Annotated in this window: 19 protein-coding genes; 9 read left to right on the top strand and 10 right to left on the bottom strand. The window is 72.6% G+C overall.

Going from position 1 to position 19701, the window contains the following annotated elements:
* Window positions 1-4: 4 nt before the first annotated feature.
* The gene (locus tag ACFPFQ_RS35510) at window positions 5-454 is read right to left on the bottom strand and encodes an RrF2 family transcriptional regulator (RefSeq protein ID WP_379626884.1); all 450 of its coding nucleotides are present in this window, start codon (window positions 452-454) and stop codon (window positions 5-7) included.
* A 139-nt stretch (window positions 455-593) separates the two neighbouring features.
* On the opposite strand from ACFPFQ_RS35510, the gene ACFPFQ_RS35505 reads away from it, so the two are divergent.
* The gene (locus tag ACFPFQ_RS35505; protein ID WP_379626882.1) at window positions 594-1787 is read left to right on the top strand and encodes an FAD-dependent monooxygenase; all 1194 of its coding nucleotides are present in this window, start codon (window positions 594-596) and stop codon (window positions 1785-1787) included.
* A 43-nt stretch (window positions 1788-1830) separates the two neighbouring features.
* Here the strand turns inward: ACFPFQ_RS35505 and ACFPFQ_RS35500 are convergent, their stop codons facing one another.
* Both ACFPFQ_RS35500 and ACFPFQ_RS35495 read right to left on the bottom strand, forming a co-directional pair.
* Complete coding sequence (locus ACFPFQ_RS35500) at window positions 1831-2799, bottom strand: threonine ammonia-lyase (protein WP_379626880.1); 969 nt, start codon at window positions 2797-2799, stop codon at window positions 1831-1833.
* 24 nt (window positions 2800-2823) lie between these two features.
* The gene (locus tag ACFPFQ_RS35495) at window positions 2824-3351 is read right to left on the bottom strand and encodes a MarR family winged helix-turn-helix transcriptional regulator (protein WP_379626878.1); all 528 of its coding nucleotides are present in this window, start codon (window positions 3349-3351) and stop codon (window positions 2824-2826) included.
* 166 nt (window positions 3352-3517) lie between these two features.
* Between ACFPFQ_RS35495 and ACFPFQ_RS35490 the strand changes: the two genes are divergently transcribed.
* The 7 genes from ACFPFQ_RS35490 (at window position 3518) to ACFPFQ_RS35460 (ending at window position 12197) form a co-directional block, all read left to right on the top strand.
* Window positions 3518-5206 carry a (2,3-dihydroxybenzoyl)adenylate synthase gene (locus ACFPFQ_RS35490; protein ID WP_379626876.1) on the top strand — a complete coding sequence of 563 codons (1689 nt, stop codon included), beginning with the start codon at window positions 3518-3520 and terminating at the stop codon, window positions 5204-5206.
* 537 nt (window positions 5207-5743) lie between these two features.
* Window positions 5744-6649, top strand: a complete 906-nt coding sequence (locus ACFPFQ_RS35485; RefSeq protein ID WP_379626874.1) for an alpha/beta fold hydrolase — start codon at window positions 5744-5746, stop codon at window positions 6647-6649.
* Window positions 6650-6666: 17 nt separating this feature from the next.
* Entirely contained in the window at window positions 6667-6798 is a 132-nt protein-coding gene (locus tag ACFPFQ_RS35480; RefSeq protein WP_379626872.1) for a hypothetical protein, read from the top strand.
* Window positions 6795-8363 carry a salicylate synthase gene (locus ACFPFQ_RS35475; RefSeq protein WP_379626870.1) on the top strand — a complete coding sequence of 523 codons (1569 nt, stop codon included), beginning with the start codon at window positions 6795-6797 and terminating at the stop codon, window positions 8361-8363. The genes ACFPFQ_RS35480 and ACFPFQ_RS35475 overlap by 4 nt, the downstream gene beginning before the upstream one ends.
* An 828-nt stretch (window positions 8364-9191) precedes the next feature.
* Window positions 9192-10622 carry a hypothetical protein gene (locus ACFPFQ_RS35470; RefSeq protein ID WP_379626868.1) on the top strand — a complete coding sequence of 477 codons (1431 nt, stop codon included), beginning with the start codon at window positions 9192-9194 and terminating at the stop codon, window positions 10620-10622.
* Entirely contained in the window at window positions 10619-11413 is a 795-nt protein-coding gene (locus ACFPFQ_RS35465) for a YqcI/YcgG family protein (protein ID WP_379626866.1), read from the top strand. The genes ACFPFQ_RS35470 and ACFPFQ_RS35465 overlap by 4 nt, the downstream gene beginning before the upstream one ends.
* Before the next feature lie 10 nt (window positions 11414-11423).
* Window positions 11424-12197 (top strand): MOSC domain-containing protein, encoded by a 774-nt coding sequence (locus ACFPFQ_RS35460; protein ID WP_379626864.1) that lies wholly within the window; start codon window positions 11424-11426, stop codon window positions 12195-12197.
* Here the strand turns inward: ACFPFQ_RS35460 and ACFPFQ_RS35455 are convergent.
* The 3 genes from ACFPFQ_RS35455 to ACFPFQ_RS35445 all read right to left on the bottom strand — a co-directional run bounded on the left by ACFPFQ_RS35455 (window position 12194) and on the right by ACFPFQ_RS35445 (window position 13273).
* Window positions 12194-12598: a DUF302 domain-containing protein gene (locus ACFPFQ_RS35455; protein WP_379626862.1), complete on the bottom strand. Its 405-nt coding sequence runs from the start codon at window positions 12596-12598 to the stop codon at window positions 12194-12196. The two genes, ACFPFQ_RS35460 and ACFPFQ_RS35455, sit on opposite strands and share 4 nt — an antisense overlap.
* A 44-nt stretch (window positions 12599-12642) precedes the next feature.
* Window positions 12643-12927: a hypothetical protein gene (locus tag ACFPFQ_RS35450; protein WP_379626860.1), complete on the bottom strand. Its 285-nt coding sequence runs from the start codon at window positions 12925-12927 to the stop codon at window positions 12643-12645.
* A 64-nt stretch (window positions 12928-12991) separates the two neighbouring features.
* Window positions 12992-13273 (bottom strand): hypothetical protein, encoded by a 282-nt coding sequence (locus ACFPFQ_RS35445; protein WP_379627095.1) that lies wholly within the window; start codon window positions 13271-13273, stop codon window positions 12992-12994.
* Between ACFPFQ_RS35445 and ACFPFQ_RS35440 the strand changes: the two genes are divergently transcribed.
* A complete protein-coding gene (locus tag ACFPFQ_RS35440) occupies window positions 13253-13417 on the top strand; it encodes a hypothetical protein (protein WP_379627107.1) in 165 nt (54 codons plus the stop codon). The two genes, ACFPFQ_RS35445 and ACFPFQ_RS35440, sit on opposite strands and share 21 nt — an antisense overlap.
* Before the next feature lie 209 nt (window positions 13418-13626).
* Here the strand turns inward: ACFPFQ_RS35440 and ACFPFQ_RS35435 are convergent, their stop codons facing one another.
* The 4 genes from ACFPFQ_RS35435 to ACFPFQ_RS35420 all read right to left on the bottom strand — a co-directional run bounded on the left by ACFPFQ_RS35435 (window position 13627) and on the right by ACFPFQ_RS35420 (window position 19673).
* Window positions 13627-14352, bottom strand: a complete 726-nt coding sequence (locus tag ACFPFQ_RS35435) for a HugZ family protein (protein WP_379626858.1) — start codon at window positions 14350-14352, stop codon at window positions 13627-13629.
* Window positions 14353-14381: 29 nt separating this feature from the next.
* The gene (locus ACFPFQ_RS35430) at window positions 14382-14696 is read right to left on the bottom strand and encodes a DUF4235 domain-containing protein (protein ID WP_379626856.1); all 315 of its coding nucleotides are present in this window, start codon (window positions 14694-14696) and stop codon (window positions 14382-14384) included.
* 562 nt (window positions 14697-15258) lie between these two features.
* Window positions 15259-17556, bottom strand: coding sequence for a hydantoinase B/oxoprolinase family protein (locus ACFPFQ_RS35425; RefSeq protein WP_379626854.1), 2298 nt, complete (start codon window positions 17554-17556; stop codon window positions 15259-15261).
* Window positions 17553-19673: a hydantoinase/oxoprolinase family protein gene (locus ACFPFQ_RS35420; RefSeq protein ID WP_379626852.1), complete on the bottom strand. Its 2121-nt coding sequence runs from the start codon at window positions 19671-19673 to the stop codon at window positions 17553-17555. The genes ACFPFQ_RS35425 and ACFPFQ_RS35420 overlap by 4 nt, the downstream gene beginning before the upstream one ends.
* Window positions 19674-19701: the final 28 nt, after the last annotated feature.

Here is a 19701-nt window from a genome sequence, read left to right as displayed (position 1 = left end):
GGCACTAGTGGCGGGTCGATCGTCCGGACAGGCCGAGTGCGCCCCGGAGCCCCTGGTCGTTGCCGGCGACGTCCTCGAGGGTCGCGTGATCGAGCACGGCGAAGTAGGCGTCCAGTGCGTGGGAGAAGACGTTGCGTGCGCCGCAGACCCCGGCCACCTGGCAGAACCGGGCGGGTCCGAGGCATTCGACGACCGCGAAGTCATCCTCCATCGCTCGCATGATCTCGCCGACGGTGATCGTCGAGGGGTCGCGAACGAGCTGGATGCCGCCACCGCGCCCGCGCACCGTCTCGACGAGTCCGGCCGCTCCCATCCGGCGCACGACCTTGTTGAGGTGATGGTGCGACACGCGGTGGGCCTCGGCGATGTGCGCGATGGAACCCCGCCGTTCCGGAGCCACGCGCAGGTACAGCAGGACGCGCAGGGCGAAATCGGCGTGCTGGGTGTGCCTCACGAGCTACGACGTGTGGTCATCGTGCCACCTCCGAGCCGCTAAAGGAGTATTCTGCATGCTACTTTGGCGGCCCTTCGGGGGCAAGGTCCGTGTCGAGAGGATCCGCGCCGATATGCTGTGCGCGTCGAGGAGGACGGTCGTGCATCGGTACGAGGGCGCACGCGCCGCGGTCGTCGGTGGCTCGATCGGCGGGCTCACGAGCGCGCTGCTGCTGCGCGAGCTGGGCTTCGCGGTCGATGTCTTCGAGCGCACCCCGGAACAGCTCGACCACCGCGGGGGCGGCATCGTCCTGCAGCCGATCACCATGAGGTGGTTCGACGGTCGCAGCGCCCGGCGGATCGACGAGCTCAGCACGCACAGCAGCCGGTTGCGCTACCTCGGGACCGGTGACGGGATCGTCCACGAGGAGCCGGCATCGTGGCGCTACACCTCGTGGGGAACGGTCTACCGCGCACTGCTGGGCGACTTCGGCCGCGATCGCTACCACCTGGGTGAGCACTGCGGGGGGTTTCAGCAGCACGCGGAGACGGTGGAGCTCCGGTTCGTCTCGGGCCGCACCGAACGCGCCGACCTGGTCGTCTTCGCCGACGGGATCGGCTCGACCGCCCGGCGGCGGCTGTTCCCCGACCTTCAGCGGACCTACGCGGGTTACGTGGGCTGGCGCGGGACGGTTCGCGAGGACGCGCTGTCCCCACGGACGCACGCGCTGCTGGCGGACGCGCTCACCTACAGCGTCGGTGACCGCACCCACTGCGTCCTGTACACGATTCCCGGGATGGACGGCGAGCTGGCGCAGGGCAGGCGGCTGCTCAACTACGTCTGGTACCGCAACGTGGCGGCGGGCCCGCCCCTGCAGGAGCTCACGACCGACGTCCGCGGCGTCGAGTGCCCGGTCACCGTCGCGCCCGGCGCCGTGCAACGCCGCTACGTCGACGAGCTCAAGGCGGCAGCGGCGGCCGAGCTCGCACCGGCCGCGGCGGAGGCCGTCGTGCGCACCGAGCGGCCCTACGTCCAGGTGGTCTGCGACGTCCGGGTCCCGGCGATGGCCGACGGCCGGGTGGCGATCATCGGGGATGCCGCGTTCGCGGCGCGGCCGCATGCCGCGGCGGGCTCGGCGAAGGCGGCCGACGACGCCTGGGCCCTCTACGAACACCTGGGTGCCGCCGGCGGTGACATCCCGGCCGCACTGCGGAGCTGGCAACCGGCACAGCTGGCGCTGGGCAACCAGCTGCTCGACCGGGTCGCCGCGATGGGCACCAGGTCGCAGGTCACGAACACGTGGGAGCCGGGTGATCCCGATCTGCGGTTCGGCCTGCGCGGACCCGGGCGCTGATCTGTCCGGGGCGCTGAGACAACCCCGAATCAGACCCGCGGCATCAGCGAGGGGGTGCGACCCACCGGCGGTAGGCCTCGGCGTCGACGTTGCTGCCGCACACGACGGTCACCACGTGCCGGCCGGCGAAGCGATCGCGGTCCTCCAGGACCGCCGCGATGCCGAGCGCGGCCGACGGCTCGACGACGAGCCCCGCGTGGTCGACGAGCAGCCGCATCCCAGCGATGATCGACTCCTCGCGCACCAGCACCGCGTCGTCGGCGACCACGAGGAGGTCGGCCAGCACGGCGGGGATGGGGAACCGGCCGGCGACGCCGTCGGCGATCGTGTCGGTGGTGTCCGTGGTGACGATGCGGCGCTGCTGCCACGAGCGCGTCAGCGCCGGTGCGCCCAGCGGCTGGACGCAGATCACCTCGACCCCGGGAGCCATCTCCTTCAGCACGTGTCCCACGCCCGTGGCCAGCGCGCCACCGCCGAGCGCGATCAGGACGGTGTCGAACGACGGTTCGCCCGCGACCAGCTCCAGGCCGATGGTCGCCGCGCCCTCGCACGTCTCGAGGTCCAGGCTGTCCTCCAGCAGCCGGATGCCGTCGTTGCGGGCGATGGCCGCCGCCCGCTCGCGAGCCGCCTCGTGGTCACCGTCCACCAGCTCCAGCGTGGCGCCCAGCGCGCGGATCCGGTCGAGCTTGACCGGCGTCGCGGAGCGGGCCGCCACGACGGTGACCTCGAGCCCCCGGCCCCGTGCGGACCAGGCGAGCGCCTGACCGAGGTTGCCCGCGCTGGCGCACACCACGGAGCGGTCACCGAGGTCGGTGAGCCTGCTCGCGACGATCTCGGTGCCGCGGGCCTTGAAGCTGCGGATCGGGTTCGCCGTCTCGAGCTTGATGCTCACCGCACAGCCGAGTGCCGGCTCCAACGCCTCGCAGCGGTACAGCGGGGTGTCGAGGAAGATCGGGTCGATGACCCGCAGCGCTGCCCGGATCCGGGCGGTGTCGAGCCGGGTCTTCTGCACGGCACGCCAGCGTAGTGAGCCTGCTCAGGCGTCGGTGCTCGAGGTGTCGGTGCCCGAGGCGTCGGGGCGGTCGTCCTCGGTTCGCGTGGCAGCGCGTTGCAGCTCGACGATGCGGCCGAAGTCGGCGACGAACGTCGTGTAGGCCTGCTTGCCGAGGGCCCGACGGTGCCGGTCGGCGATCTCGGCCATGATCGCGTCTGCGGTGCGCATCTCGGAGCGGCCGCGTTCGGTCGGGACCACCAGCTTGGCCCGCCGGTCGTCCGGGTCGGGCCGGCGCTGCACGTAGCCCAGCGCCTCGAGCTCGTCGACGTTCTTGCCGATGACCTGTTTGTGCTGCCCGGAGAGCCGGGCCAGCTCGGTGGCGCGGACGCCGTCGGCGCGCAGGTGGGCGAGCACGGCGCCGTGGCGCGGGGCGATGTCGTCGAAGCCGTGGCCGTGCAGGCGCCCGAAGAGCTCACCCTGCACCGAGAAGAGCAGCCGACCGGCGAGAACACCCAGGTCGGTTGCCGCGTCCCGGCGGTTCTCCCCCTCCGGGGCCGTGCTGGCGGTCACCGCCGCAGGGTACAAGCTGCGGCCCGCATCGCCCCGGACCACCGCGCTGCCCCGGCGGTTGCCACCGGAGGGGCGGTTGCCAAATGAGGTAAGCCTTGGTGAAGTACGCCCGGCGGTGCGCCCGGTGTGGGCCGTCGCGACGTGACCGACGGGGAGTGCTGCTGCCGTGACCGATACTGGTGCATCCGACGACGGGTTCACGCCGTGGCCCGCCGATGCCGTCGCGCGCTACCGGCGGGCGGGGCACTGGGGTGACGCCACGCTCGGTGAGCTGCTGCGGGTCTGGGCCGAGCGCTCCGGTGCCGCGGTGGCCGTGGTCGGGGGTGTCGAGCGGCTGACCTACGCGGAGCTGGACCGCCGCGCCGACGCGGTGGCTCGCGGCCTGGTCGACCTCGGTATCGCACCGGGTGACCGGGTGCTGGTGCACCTGCCGAACACCGCGGACTTCGTCGTCACCCTGTTCGGGATGCTGCGGGCAGGCGCGGTGCCCGCACTCGCCCTCCCGGCGCACCGCCGGGTCGAGATCGAGCACCTGGCGACGCTCGCGGGGGCGGTCGCCTACCTCGTCCCGGCGTCGCACGGCGGGTTCGACCACCTCGGGCTGGGTGCCGAGATCCTCGCCGCGGTGCCCTCGGTGCGTCACGTGCTGGTCACCGGTGCCGACCCGGCGAGCATCGACGAGGCCGGCCCGGCGTTCCGGTCCGTCGCCACGATCGAACGCAACGGCGCGGGGTCGAGCGCGACGCTGCCGGCCGTCGACCCGGCCGCCGTCGCCGTGCTGCTGGTCTCCGGTGGCACCACCGGCAACCCGAAGCTCATCCCGCGCACGCACCGGGACTACGCCTACAACGCGCGGGCCAGCGCCGAGGTCTGCGCGCTGGGTCCGCAGGACGTGTACCTGGTGTGCCTGCCCGCGGCACACAACTTCCCGCTGGCCTGTCCGGGGCTGCTCGGCGCGCTCGGGGCCGGCGCCATTGTGGTGATGTGCCCGGTGCCGGGTCCCGAGATCGCGTTCGCCCTGATCGAGCAGGAGCGGGTCACCGTGACCGCGCTCGTGCCGCCGCTCGTGCGGCTGTGGGTCGACGCCGCGGCCTGGGAGCAGGCCGACCGGTCGAGCCTGCGGTTGCTGCAGGTCGGCGGTGCGAAGCTGGACGCGGCGCTCGCGGGGGAGGTGCCCGATGCGCTGGGCTGCGCCCTGCAGCAGGTCTTCGGAATGGCCGAGGGACTGCTGAACTACACGCGCCTCGACGACCCGTTCGAGCTGGTCCGCACCACGCAGGGGCGGCCGCTCTCGGTCGATGACGAGCTGCGGATCGTCGACGACGCGGGCGCCGACGTGGCCCCGGGTGTCGTGGGGGAGCTGTTCACCCGCGGTCCGTACACGCTGCGCGGCTACTACCGGGCGGCGGCGTACAACGCGACCGCGTTCACCCCGGACGGCTGGTTCCGCACCGGTGACCTGGTCCGGCAGCTCCCGTCGGGGCACCTCGTGGTGGAGGGCCGGGTGAAGGACGTGATCAACCGCGGTGGCGAGAACGTGTCGGCGGTGGCGCTCGAGGAGCACCTGCTCGCCCACCCCGACATCGCAGGCGCTGCCGTGATCGGGCTTCCCGACCCCGTACTGGGGGAGCGGGTCTGCGCGGTGCTGACCCTCGCCGCACCGATCCGGGTGGGGGAGCCGGCCCGCTCGCTCAAGCGCAAGGAGGTGACCGCCTGGTTGCGTGCCCGTGGGCTCGCCTCGTTCATGCTCCCCGACCTCGTTGTGGTGCAGGAGAGCCTGCCCCTCACCGGCGTCGGGAAGATCGACAAGCGGCGCCTGGCCACCGAACTGGGACCCGACCGCGTGCGCACCTGACCCACGTCGCATACCCCCGCAGGTCCTCGCACGCGTTCCAACCCATGCGAGCACTGGTAACGGTGTGCGAAATCGGGGTGGTGTGCGACTGGCCCAGCGATGCCTGCTTGCTCAGCAGCCCGGACGCTCCGGCCGCACGGTCGACCCCGCCGGCCAGCAGCGCCGGGATCGCCGCGGCGGCGCCTGTGTCGGGGATCTCCAGCTCGACGAGCGCGACGTCGAACGCGACGGTTTGGGCGGCGCAGTCCCTCGTCCACCGAGTGCGCGACCGCTACGCAGTGCAACCCGGGCTGCGCGTCGAGTGCCAGCGTCAACGCGCCGGTGAACACGCGGTGGTCGTCGAGCACCAGCACCCTGATCGTGCCCGATACCACGATCACTCGTCGATGCACATCCCGAATTCTAGGGAGGGGGAGGGCGGAATTAGAAGGTTAGCCTCACCTCTGATCAGGCCTGCTTGCCTGGGCCGGCACGCGGAGGGGATGGCATGCACATCGCTTCGTTCGCGCCGTCCTCCACCACCACGGACAGGGTTCGATGACGTTCTTCACCAGGGATGGTGTCCGGCTCGGCTACGACGTGATCGGCGACGGTCCGCTGGTCCTGCTCGTGATGGGCACCGGCAGCCCCGGCCGGGTGTGGCACCTGCACCAGGTGCCGGCGTTGGTGGCGGCGGGCTACCGCGTCGCGACGCTCGACAACCGCGGGGTGGCACCGTCGGACGAGTGCGGTTCCGGCTTCACGATGGCCGACATGGTCGGCGACGTCGCTGCGTTGATCGAGCTGCTCGGCGCCCCGGCACGCCTCGTCGGCACGTCGCTGGGTGCCCGGATCGTGGCGGAGACCGCGCTGGCCCGACCCGACCTCGCCGTCCAGGCCGTGATGCTGGCCGCCCACGGCAGGCCGGATCCGCTGCAGGAGCGCCTCACCGCGGGCCGGCGCGAGCTCCATGACCGGGGGATCGAGCTCCCGCCGGGTTTCGCCGCGGCCGTGGCGGCCCAGCAGAACCTCTCGCGGCGCACGCTGGCCGACCGGGCCGCGGTCACGGACTGGCTCGAGATCTTCGAGTTCGCCGCCGCGCAGACCGGGCCGGGCGTCCGGGCCCAGCTCGACCTCGCCGACTCCGACCGGCTCGCCGACTACCGGCGGATCACGGTGCCCAGCCTGGTCGTCGGGTTCGCCGACGATCTGATGCTCCCGCCGTACCTGGCCAGGGAGGTCGCCGACGCGATTCCGGCGGCCCGCTACGTGGAGCTGGCCGACTGCGGGCACTACGGCTACCTCGAACGTCCCGACGCGGTCAACGAGCTGGTGCTGGAGTTCTTCACCACGGTGCGGGCGCCGGCACGCGCCTGCCCGCCGGGCCACTGCCCGCCACCGCCTCATGTGCCCGGCGATGTGCAGCAGGCGACGAGTACGCAGCGATCCCTGGAGCCAGGGTGAGGACAAGGAGCGAGCCCATGTCGGCAAACCCGTTCGACGAGGACGTCCCCCCGGGCCGGTGCCCCGTGTTCGGCGAGGTGCTGCGCGCCGCGTGCCGAGAGGCCCGGAGGGAGGCGGAGGCGTCGGCGGCGGGCGCTGCCCGCTCGTGAGCACGTCGGATCCCGCCTCCGCGGCCGCAGCGCTCGTCCGCGACAGCGGCGGCCCGTACGTCATCTACGAGCGCGACCAGCGCTGGACGGTCGCCTCCGGTGCCCGGGTCGAGCTGCGGCTGGACCGCGACCGGATCCGCTTGCACACGCCGACCGGCGACCGCGACATCGCGGTCGGCCCCGACCCGCTGCGCCAGGTCGCCGACCTGCTCGCCGGTCTCGAGATCCCGGGCTGGTCGGCCTACGGCTGGGCCGCGTTCGAGCTGGCACACCTGCTGCGCGGCGACCGCGACCGCGCCGGGCCCGCCACCCTCCTGCACCTGCTCGTCCCGGAGGAGGCGGTCGTGATCGGGTCCGGATCCGGTGCGGCCTCCGGTCCCGACGTCGCGCCGCCGGTGGCGTGGCCCGCACCAGGGGCCGAGCTCGACGTCACCCTGACCGGGGGTGCGCGCTACCGCGACGCCGTCGCCGCGGCGGTCCGCGACATCCGCGACGACAAGCTGCAGAAGGTCATCCTGTCGCGGATCGTGCCGGTGGCGGGCGGGATCGACCTGCTGGCGACCTACGTCGCCGGCCGCGCGGGCAACACACCCGCACGGTCGTTCGTGCTGGAGCTCGGTGGGCTGGCCGCGGCCGGTTTCAGTCCCGAGACCGTCGTCGAGGTCGCCGCCGACGGCCGGGTCTCGACGCAGCCGCTGGCCGGCACCCGCATGCTCGTCGGCGACCCCGTGATCGACGTGGCGCGCAGGGAGGAGCTGCTCGCGGACCCGAAGGAGATCTACGAGCACGCGATCTCCGTCCGGCTGGCCCAGGACGAGCTCGCCGGTGTCTGCAGCGCGGGCTCGGTGCGCGTCGACGAGTTCATGACCGTGCAGGAGCGCGGCAGCGTGCAGCACCTCGCCTCCCGGGTCAGCGGCCACCTGGCCGCCGGGTACGACGCGTGGGACGCCTTCGCGGCGCTGTTCCCGTCGATCACGGCGTCCGGCATCCCGAAGGCGGCCGCCTACGACCTGATCGCGCGCTACGAGGAGGGCCCCCGCGGCCTCTACAGCGGGGCGGTGCTCGCGCTGTCCGCCGACGGCGCGTTCGACGCGGCGCTGGTGCTGCGCACCGTGTTCGTGCAGGACGGCCGCACGTGGCTGCGGGCGGGTGCGGGGATCGTCGCGCCGTCCACGCCCGAGCGTGAATGGGACGAGACCTGCGAGAAGCTGCGCAGCCTCTCCCGGTTCCTGGTCCGGGCCGCACCGGCAGGCGGGCAGGCGCCTGTGCCGAGCCGGGAGCGGGGGAGTCGGGAGCGGGGGAGTCAGGGAGGTCGGTACGCGATCGACTTCACGATGGAGGGGCTGCGCCACACCGCGGCCGGCCTCACCGAGGGGGACCCGGCGACGATCGGCGTGAACACCAACCTGTTCGAGCTGGGCCTGGCGTCGATCGCGCTGATGCAGCTGGTCGGCTCCTGGCGCCGCGCCGGGGTCGAGGTCGAGTTCGCCGAGCTGTCGGAGAATCCCACGCTCGAGGGCTGGGCGAAGCTGCTGCGCGAGCGGCGCCCGGCCACGACGGCGTGACCGTCGCCGGGGTCCCCCCATTTCGCACAGGGCCGTCGGGCACGCCGGCCGGAGTTGCGCCGGCTATTCCTGGACCAGAAGGCAAGGCTAACGTGAAGTTCACCCATGCGTGCACAACTACCCTCGATCGGCAGGCGGCACTTCCTGGCCGCGGCCGGCCTGACGATGGGGGCCACGGCGCTTGCCGGGTGCGGGTCTGCCGCGCCGTCGGCGCCCACCACGCCGGCGCCCGCTGCAGGCGGCTCCTTTCCCGTCACCCCCGACGCGGTCGAGGGCGCGGTCACCCTGGCCAAGGGGCCGGTCCGGCTGGTGTCGGTGGGCCAGTTCCGCGACTCCGACGCTGCGGTGGCACTGGGCGTCGTCCCTCGCCCGCCGCTGAGGGCGCGTTTCAGGACGGGATCGCACTCCTGCAGCCGCGCTCTTGGTGAGCCCATCCTCACCATTGGAGTTTTGGGTTTGCTACCGCCTCGTTCGTCCATCCTGCGCACTGTTCGTCCGATTCGAGCGGCGCGACGCTCGATCCGCCGGTCAGGGCCTGCGAGGCGATCGGTGCCGGCGGCAGATGGACGAGCGCCGTGGGCCGATCGCCCGGCAACGACGTGACTACCAGGGGATCTTGTGGGCAATGGCCTCTTGACTATTGCGGATAAGTTGGCAAGCCTACCCTAAGTAGACAGCCTCGGCGCGGGAAATCCACCCGCGCCTCCCCACGACAGCCGAAGTCGGACCGCCTGCGGTCTCGACGCGCTTCCGCTCGCCCGCACGGCCCTGCCCGCCTGCGTTCGTGCCCGCCTGCACCTGTGACCGCCGCTGAGAGGATCCACCGAGATGACCACGAGCACCCCAGACCAGGCCGCCACGGGCCTGCCCGATCTGGCCGGGCTGCTGGCGAGCGACGATCCGAACGAGCTGGTGAAGGCCTTCGCGGCCAACCCCGCGTTCCGCGCGGCGGAGTGGGACGAGCTGACCACCGGCAACGATCCGTACCGGCGGCCGGTCCGCCCGGCGGATCTGGCGTGGTTGGACTACGCGAAGCCGATGCCGGTGGAGAAGTCGCTGAAGCTCTCGGCGTTGCTGGGGCACCGGATGCTGCGCAACGTCCACGACGCGGGGATCCTGCACCTTCCGGCGAGTCCGGATGCGGCCAACCGGGTCGACCGCGCCGATGTCTACTCCACCCGCAACCGGGTGCTGGCGGCGTTGGCGGGGCCGGTGCTGGAGGCGCACCTGTTCGCGCCGCTCGCCGAGCAGCGCCCGGAGCTGCTCGGCGATGTGGCCGGGTTGCGGCGGGTGGTGGAGCAGGAGTGCGAGCGCCGCCATGCCGAGCCGGGTGCCGCGTTCAGCGTCGCGGCGGGCACGAAGCATCGCCGGGAGGCCTCGACGTTCCTGCTGTTGCAGGTCTCCGCGTTCCGCCCGGCCGTCGCGGCGGCGGCGGGTCGGGGTGCGGTGGGGGAGTACGACGCTGCCCACCCGGGCCTGCGCGGCTGGTTGCTCGACCGCTACCGGGCGTGGGCCGATGGTGGGCCGGCGTATCGCGAGGTGCTCGCGGCGGCGGGGCTCGTGGACACCGCCGGTGCCTACTGGCAGCTCTACCTCGGTTCGTCGTTGGGTCGTGGCAACCACCTGCTGAGCCTGGCGTCGCGTCCGGAGCACGGGTTCGCGTTGCTGGGGGCGTTGGTGCACGAGTGGATCGACGACTCGGCGGTGCGGGGGGTGTTGCGGGAGACTCTGGCCGGGGGCCTGGACGGCGTCCCGGACGAGCCGCTCGGGGCGTCACTCACCCCCACGGCCGCTGGTGCGCTCGTGGAGGAGCTGGTCGGGCCGCTTGCGCAGCGCCTCGGTGCCGAGGTGGTCGCGGAGTTCCATCGCGGGTTCGTCGACGCCGCGACATCGGCGGCGCTCTGGGATCGGGACCTGTCGGCGCAGCTGGACTGGGCGGATCGGATCGAGGAGTACCAGGAGAAGGCCGAGACGATCGACCAGCATCTGACCAACGAGAACATCGTGGTGGATCTGGACACGTTCGTGGAGGACAACGAGGAGACCTCGACGACGCACGTGCACAACGAGCACCGGTTGGTGATGATCGAGTCGGGCCAGATGCATTTCTGGAACAACGTGACGCATCAGATCGCGCTCAATGCGGGCGACAAGTTGTTGATCCCGGTGTCACGGTTGCACGGCTCCACCGTGCTGTCGGGAACGTGTACCTATCACCAACCGATCATTCCCGACGAGCTCCTCGCCCAGTTCGCGTGAGCGCGGGGATCGCCGGTCCCGATCCGGCACTCGTGATCGGTGACGTCCCGGAGTGGGGCGCGCCGTACCTGGCGGAGCTCACCAGCACGCTGCAGTCGGTGAGCGACCCGTTCCCGTGCACCTTCGCGGTGGCGGCGGCGCGCAAGCGCACGTTGCGGTTCGCCTTCGTCGACGATCTCGGCGACGACGCCGCGTGGGCCGGGTTGGCGACGTCGCTGCGGCAGTACCTGCAGATCTACCAGGAGTTCTCCCGCGACACGTCGTTCGTGGCGCTGTTCCGCCCGGAGCGCACGCAGCGGGAGCTGGCGGGGTACCGGGAGCGGTTCTGGTCGGTGCTGCAGTACCTGCACGACCACGACGACGAGCCGTGGCCCGCGGAGATCCCGACCGATCCGGAGGATCCGCACTGGGAGTTCTGCTTCGGTGGGACGCCGATCTTCGTGGTCTGCAACACCCCGGCCTACTCGGCTCGCCGGAGCCGTTTCGGGCGCAACTTCCAGATCACGTTCCAGCCCCGCTGGGTGTTCGACGAGCTGGGGCCCGACAGCCCGCGGGGGATCGCGGCCCGGCGTTCGATCCGGCGCCGGTTGCTCGCCTATGACCGGATGCCGCCGTCGGGGTTCCTGGGTGACTACGGGGATCCGGCGAACCGGGAGTACCGCCAGTACTTCCTGCCCGACCGCGAGGACGTCGTGGCGGCCGACGGATCGCCACCGCAGGCCGCGGGGTGCCCGTTCGCGGCCCGTGCGGCCGCGACCGCGGGTGGCCGGGAGCAGTCGTGGTCGACATAGGCTGCAGCGCGTGCACGTCGTGGACCTGGGCATCGTTCCGGTCAAGGGAACGCGCTACGTGCAGGTCGGGGCCGTGGACCTGGACCGGAGCGGCGTTGTCGGTGACCGCGCGTTCCTCGTCGTCGCCGCGGCGGACTCCGGGCTGCTGATCACCGGCCGGACCCCGGCGCTGCAGCGGGTCCGGTCGCGGTGGTTGCCGGAACGGGGACTGCTGCGCCTGGAGTTCCCCGACGGCACCGTCGTGACCGACCGCCCGCAGCCGGGCGAGCACACGACCACCCGGATGTACGACGGCCGGGAGCTGACGGGCCGGCTCGCCGACGGCCCCGCTGCCGCGGCCTTGTCGGAGTTCCTCGGCAGGCCGGTGCGGCTGGTGCAGCCCGATGCGGGCGCGCGGGGAGCCGACGACGCTCCGGTGACGCTGGTGTCGGAGGCGTCGCTGGCGACGGTGGCGTCGGAGACCGGTACCGCGCACCTGGATCCCCGCCGGTTCCGCATGACGATGACGGTGAGCGGCGCGGCCTCCTGGGAGGAGGAGAGCTGGCTCGGCCGGGAGGTCGTGGTCGGGGAGACCACGCTGCGGGTCGGGCGACCCGTCGTGCGGTGCGTCGTCACCACGCGCAACCCGGAGTCCGCGGTGGTGGACGCGCGCGTGCTGCACGCACTCGCGCGGCTGCGCGGGCACACCGACCTCTGCCTCGGGGTGTGGTGCGAGGTGGTCGAACCCGGTCGGGTGCGCCGCGGCGACCCGCTGCGCCTCGGGCCGCTTCCACCCCCGACCTAGGCGGGGCCGACGCTGCGCTCCACGAGCTGCGCGAGGCCGGTCGCGACGGCGTGCACGGCCTTCTCGCTGCCGCTGCCCAGCCGGTGGCGCTCGGCGATCCAGGTGGTGTCGTTGTAGGTGAGCCACACCGCGTCGTCGGCCGCCTGCCAGGCGAGCGCCTTCAGCGGGAGATCGATGCCGCTGGTCTGCTGGTCCTGCATCAGCGCGGTGCCGCCCCGGGGGTTGCCGAAGATCAGCAGCTCGGTGGGACGAAGCGCCAGCCCGACGTCGGCGGCGCCGCCCCCGTGGTCGATCCGGGCGAACACGACCATGCCGGCGTCGATCGCGGCGGCCTGCAACCGGTCGAGCGTCTCGCTCACCGACCACCTGCTCGCCACGGTGACCAACCCCGTTCCGTCCATGCGCCGAGCCTACTGGGCGGGTGCCGCGACGGATCGCAGCGCGCCTAGCGACGCTCGGGCTCCAGTACGGCCCGGACGCCCTGCGGTCCGGCGTCGGGGAACTCGGCCGGGTCGTGGGCCGTGGTGGGTTGGCACTCCTCGGGCAGCGCGCCCGCCTCCCGGCAGGGCACCGCCGGGTGTTGCGTGTCCTCGACGGTGGGGAGATATCCGGTGTCGTCATGGGTCCAGCGGATGCCGTGGGCGCACCAGAGGTCGGCGGCTCGGGACCGGCTCGCGGGCGGGGTACCGCGAGGTGCCGAGGTGGTGGCGTCGGAAGGCAGCTGGGTCATGATCGGGAGTGCCCCGATGGCGCACTGTCCAACCCGGATTCCCGATCCTCGTGCAGCGAGCTGATCAGCGGGCCTGCACCAGCTGCTCCACGACCCGCCGCGCCGGCTGGATGAGCACCGCGGACGTCGCCCCGATCGCCACCCACATCGCGACCCCGACGATCGTGGAGACGTCGACGGCGTGCGCGACCTGGGCGGGCGGCGGCGAGCAGATGATCGCGATGCGGGCCCCGGAGGCCACGATCATGATCAGGCCCAACGCCGCCGTCAGCAGGCGCTGCGCCAGCCGGTGCTCGATGACCCGCGCGGTGATCGGCGGGATGTCGTGAACCTGGCGCCGCACCACACCGTCGGGTACGGCATCCGCGAGTCCACCGCCGCACCCTGCACAAGCGGTCGGGAGGTGCTCGACGATCTCGTCGGGATCAGCCACAACACCCAGCGACCGGCCCTCGGCGCCGGGCTGCTCACCCGGCGAGGACGCACTTGATCTCGAAAGCCAGGGCACGAAACCCAACGCGCCAGGCCGGACAGCCCACACGCCGTGCCGGAACACACCACGACCATCGCACCTGACCAAGCACTACGAGGTCGCGAGGAACCGCCGTACGGCCGAGCGCCCACTCGGCAAGATCAACCACACGGTGCTCCGGTCCCGATGACCGAGACCGTGGTATCACCGCCGGCCTGCTGCGCGACTCACTGGCTGCGGGCCTCCTGGACCATCGCCACGAGCGCCTTGCGGGCGCCTTCGGGTGTGGTGACCTGCTCGGCGAAGGGGAGCCGGACGTGGTGCTCGCCGCCGGACCCGTCGGTGGCGAGCATGTCGAAGCCGTAGCGGTCGATGCCGGTCATGCGGGCCGTCACGGTGTCCGGGCGGTCACCGAAGACCTGGCAGTACTGCACCATCGCCGGGCCGTGGTCGTCGTTCATGTGCCCGACGATCCCGGCGACGTGCGGCAGCAGCGGGTCGGGCTCGGCCGCGGTGTACGCGGCCGCGTCGACCCAGCTCATCCGCGCGAAGCCGCCGACGAACCGCACCGACGTCACGTCCAGGCGGTAGATCCGGAACCCGTGATCGGTGCCCAGCCCGCCGGGATGCACGCCCTGGTAGGTGGCGAGTGCGGTGGGGCCGTCAGCGCCGGTCACCTCGGTGACGGGGCCGATCACGGTGACCCGTGCCAGGTCCAGCGGATCGCCGGCACCGGGCTCGGTGACCATCAGCGACGCGCGCGGATCGGCCTTGAGGTTGTGGCTGTGCACGGCGAGGTCCGACAGGAGCAGCAGCGGCCGTCCCTGCTCGTCGGCGGCGGGCGCCACGACCGAGCCGAAGGGGTAACCACCCTCGCCGAGAGTGGAGAGCATGCCGGTACGGGCGGTGGCCAGCAGGTTGCGGCCGCGTTCGGCGTCGTTGGGGCGAGTCACCCCGCCAGCCTATGGCCCCGCCACCCCGGTCAGCGACGGCCGCCGGCCAGTACCCGCTGCACGCCGCGCATCCCGGCGCGGTCGACCGCTGACTTGATCAGCCCGAACAGGGCGCCCTGCAGGACGGCCGCGAGCAGGACCTCGCGGGTGGTGTAGTCCTCGTCCGTGGCGTTCGGCGGCGTCGGGGCGTCGGAGATGCGCTTCCAGACCTGGCCGAACACGACGTTGGCGAGAATACCGCCGAGCACGCTGAACACCATGCCGAACGGCTTGTAGGCGATGGTGGCCAGCTTCTCGACACCAGGGCTGACGGCGGGCTGGGGTTCTGGCGGGTGCGTTGACATGGTCTCCGAATACCCCGGCCCGGCCGTGACCACACCGCGGGGCATGGTCCGTCGCGAGGTGGGGTACCTCGGGTCGCGCAGACGGAGATCTTCGTCTTTCGGCGTGGTGCTGACCGCGGGACTGCTGCTGGGCCGCCTGCTGGCCGTCCGGACCGGCGTGCCGGAGGCGGCCGCGTACGTGCTGCTCGTCGAGGTCGGTGGCGGGGTCGGCTTCGGGCTGCTGGTGGGTGTCGTCGTCGCCGCGGCGCGCGAGCGGATCAGCGATGTCCCGACACAGGTCGTGATCTCGCTCGGGACGCCGTACCTCGCGTTCGTGCCGGCGAACCATGGTCGCGATCAGCCAGGAGCTCGACCTCGACGAGACGAGGCTGCACCGCCGGCACCGCTGAGGGCTACCGGCGAAGGCTACCGGCGGCTCCGGCGCAGCAGGCGCACCAGCAGGAAGACGAGCAGGAACGCGCCGGGTCCGGGTCGCGGCCCTGTTTGCTCGCACACACCGTGGTGTGCCCGCACACACCGTGCAAGGTGGGTGCGGGGACGTCGCGGTGTGTGCGAGCGAGGATCAGGCGTCGACGGTCGCGGTGCGCCCCAGCGCGTCGACGTGGTCGGCGGGCACGACGGCCGAGTGGACGGCCGTCCAGCACCCCGGGCAGCAGTACTGCCGGAACACCACCGGCGCATCGACGTAGTCGGAGGCGGTCGCGATGATCTGCGGTCCGGCGTCGGTCGCCGGTCCCTCGTAGCGGGCCAGCGTGAGTGCCCCCGCCTCGCCCAGCGACTCGCCGCAGTGCCGGCAGGCCACCACGTGACCGCCACCGACGGGAACCTCGACGAGGTTGTCGTCCAGCCGCCTGCCCGCCGTGACGTCGAGGGTGCCCGCGGAGGTGCCGCCGCCGGAGCGGTCCCGGCGTACCCCGCGCTGTCGCGTCCGCTCGGCGCCGGTCGCCGTCTCGTCGACGGCACCGTCGACGAGCACCACCCCGTAGACGTCGCGGGCCGCCGCGGCGGTGATCTTGTACTCGCGCAGGTCGTGGGCGACGGCCGCGGGGTCGCGGGTGAGCGGGTCGCCGTAGCCACCGCCGCCCTGCCAGGTCATCGCGAGCACCTCGCCGGGCGCGAGGTAGCTCGACGCGTAGTTCTGGCCGGGTTCCAGGTCGTCGCTGATCTCCGCGAGCTCCGTCGGCATCCGGCCCGCGGCCAGCATCGCGGCGACGCGGCTGCCACGGGCGACGACGTCAAGGCCGGTGTTGCCGGGGTGCCCGCCCGACAGCCCGCCGTTCTGGGACACGGCCTTGCCCGCCGATGCCAGCACCAGCCCCATCGGCAGCGACGTGCCGTGCGGGGTGATCGCGACGGACGCGCCGACACCACCGCGGTGGCGGCCCGGCCCGCCGGAGTCGGGCTCCTCGCGCCGCCACAGGGTGAGCACGGGGTAGAGGAACTCGGTCATCTCGACGTCGGGGATGCGGCCCATGGGGATGCAGAACAGCCCGCCGGTGTCGATGCCGTCGGCGTGCGGCCGCGCGCCGTACCCGCCGGCCATGGGCTCCATGATGATGTTGAGGAACGGCACGGGCTGCTCGCCGCGCTCGTCGAGGTCGGCGATCACGGCGGTGTCCCAGGTGCCGCAGCAGGTGGCCTGCACGTTCCGGCCGAGCTCGAGGTCGCGGTCCAGCATCTGCGACAGGCACTCCGCGACGAGGCTGCCGGTGAGCCAGGCGGGCCCGATCGGGCCGCGCCCGACGGCGGCGGGGTAGGTGGCGTTGTTGAGCGTGCCCTCCTCGGTGACGAGGTCGAAGCAGCGCATGAGCCCGCCCGCGGACCACGGGATGTCGCCGGCGAGGATCGGCAGCAGCGCGAGCATCACGCCGCCGCGCATGCCCGCGTAGGTGCAGTTGACGACGCCGGCCTGCGGGTCGGTGCCGGTGAAGTCGAACGTCAGGTGATCACCGGTCTTCGTCGTGGTGACGGTGATCTTGTGCAGGCCGCGGTCGCCCTCGTGGGACTGGTCCTGGTAGCCCGTGGCGCTCCAGCTGCCGTCGGGCAGGCTCGCGAGCTTGCCGCGCAGCCGCGCCTCGGCGTCGGCCATCATCCGCTTCATCACGGCCTTGACGGTGTCGGCGCCGTACTGCGCGATGAGCGCGAGGATGCGCTCGCGGCCGACGTTGTTGGCGCCCACCTTCGCCCGCAGGTCCAGCCCGACGAGCATCGGGACGCGCGAGCGGCGCACCCAGACGTCGGCGACGTCGCGCTGGAGCTGGAAGTCGCGCACCACCTTGATCGGCGGCGTGGGCAGCGACTCGGAGAAGACGTCCTGCGCCGCGGGGGAGAACGACCCGAGGCCGACGCCGCCCAGGTCCGGCTCGTGGCAGATGGCGCTGGTCCAGGCGAACAGCTTTCCCTCGTGGAAGACCGGCTGGTAGACCATGGTGTCGTTCTGGTGCAGCCCGCCGCCGACCCACGGGTCGTTGGTGAGGAACATGTCGCCCGCGGTGATGCCGGGGTTGGTGGCGCGGTGGCGCAGCGTCCAGTAGATCGCGAGGTCGACGGCGCCGACGAGCATCGTGTTGTAGAGCCCGACCTGCACCTCCTGGCCGAGCTCGTCGCTGATCGCGAAGTCGAAGTCGTTGGCATCGGTGACGATCGGCGAGCCGGACATGCGCTTGAGCGCCTCGCCCATCTCGTCGGTGACCGACCAGAGCCGGTGTCGGACCACCTCGTAGGTGAGCGGGTCGAGCGCGTCGATCTGCTCCTGGGTGACGGTGTGGGTCGGCAGCGTCGACGGCAGCGAGCGCTGCAGCTCGTCCGGGTCGACGGGGCGGCTCGAGAAGACCTCGGAGCCGGGGATGGGCATGGTCACGAGGCGCTCCCAACACGAGCGGTGCGGAGGGTGAGGTTGCCGAGGTGGTCGACGGTGCCGGTGGTGCCGCCGGGGACGACGACGGTGGTGGTGGGCACCTCCACGATCGCCGGGCCGACGATGGTGTGGCCCGCGCGGAGCGCGCCGTAGTCGTAGATCGGGGTGTCGACGTAGCCGGTGGCGGCGTCGAGGCAGACCGGACGGCTGCCCACCTGCGCCGCGGCCGGATCGGGCGACGCGGCGGGCGCCACCTCGGGCAGCGTCGGGGAGAAGGGCAGCACGCCGACCCCGCGCACGCGGAACGTGATGGCCTGGATCCCGGCCTCGCGGAACCCGGCCTCGGCGCCGTAGAGCGCGGCGTAGCGCTCCTCGAACCCGGCGGCGGCCGCCTCGACCGCGGCGGTGTCGAGCGGGCCGGCGGCGACGGGCGTGGTGACCTCGGCGAGCTGCATCGTGTACCGCATGTCGATCTCGCGGTGGAGCTCGACGGTCGAGAACGTCAGGCCCTGGCGCTCGAGCCCGGCGCGGACCCGTTGCTCCAGCTCGGCGAAGTTCCTCGTCGCCCGCTCGGGATCGAAGGGCACGAAGCTGGGGTCCGACAGCTCGGCCGCGAGCACGACGTCGGAGGACGCGAGGCCGAAGGCGGAGAACGCCGAGGCCACCGGGCCCAGCGGCACCACGACCTCGTCGACACCCACCTCGGCGGCGTAGCGGGCGCAGTGCGCGGGGCCGGCACCGCCGAAGGCGTAGACGACGAACCCGCGCGGGTCGTGGCCGGCCTCGACGACGGTCTTGCGCAGCAGGTCGCCGGTCTGGGCGTTCTGCACCGCGTGGATCGCCGCGGCGGCCTCCTCGACGCTGAGCCCGAGCGGCTTCGCGACCTGGGTGTCGATGGCCTGGCGGGCCAGCTCCAGCGACAGCGGCTTGCGCCCGCCCAGCAGACCCCGCTCCGACAGGATGCCCAGCACCAGGTTGGCGTCGGTGTTGGTGGGCTCGCTGCCCCCGTTCCCGTAGCAGGCGGGGCCGGGCACGGCCCCCGCGCTGCGCGGACCGATCCGCAGGTTGCCACCCGCGTCGAGCCAGGCGATGGCGCCGCCGCCGGACCCGATCGCGTCGACCCGCAGGGTGGGGACGTTGATCGGGTGGTGGTTGATCACCGTGGTGGTGTCGCGGACCGGCTCGCCGTCGACGATGAGGCCGGCGAGGAAGGTGGTGCCGCCCACGTCGGTGGAGATGATGTTGCGATGGCCCAGCTGGTGGCCCAGCTGCACCGAGCCGACGACGCCGCCGGTCAGCACCGACCCGACCGTGCTGATCGCCGTTGCGGGGGCCTCGGCGGCCGCGACCGCGCCGCCGTTGCTCTGCATGACCAGCAGCGGCCCGGTGAGCTTCCGCTCCCGCAGCGCGTCCTCCAACGTGGCCAGGTAGTCGCGCAGGCCGGGGCCGATCTGGGTGCTCATGATCGTGGTCGCGTTGCGGGAGAACTCCCGGATCCGGGGGCTGACCTCGCTCGAGAGCGCGACGAAGACGTCCGGGTCCTGCTCGGTGACGAGCTCGCGAAGGCGCTGCTCGTGCGCCGGGTTGCGGAACGACCACAGCAGCGAGATCGCGATGGCGCGGATGCCGTCGTCGAGCAGGGCCCGGATGGCGGCGCGGGCCTGGTCCTCGTCGAGGGCGACGATGACGGTGCCGTCCCGGTCGATGCGCTCGGTGACCTCCAGCGCGTGCCGCTTGGGCAGCAGCCCGTGGTCCTTGTCCTGGCCGAGCACGTGCTGCAGCTCGTGCGGCGAGCGGCCAAGGTAGCGGCCCTCGACGTTCATGATGAAGATCGAGTCGCGGTGGCCGCGGGTGGTCAGGAAGCCGACCGGGGCGACGTTGCCCGTGACGAGCGCGTTGAGCGACGACGTGGTGCCGTGCGCGATGTGGTGGGTGTCGGCGAGCACGTCGGTCAGCGGGCGGCCGAGCTGCTCGGCGAGCAGCTCCAGCACATCGAGGACGCCGTGTGAGTAGTCCGGAGGGGTGGAGGGGGACTTCGCGGCGACGATCGTGCCGGCGTCGTCGTCCAGGACGGCATCGGTGAACGTGCCGCCGACGTCCACGCCGATGACATAGGCCATGACTCACGCTCCTTCGCGGGAGGTCGCC

The sequence above is a fragment of the Pseudonocardia sp. GCM10023141 genome, assembly GCF_042653605.1.
The sequence above is the reverse complement of the archived record's forward strand: the minus strand, read 5'-3'. Positions and strand labels throughout refer to the sequence as shown.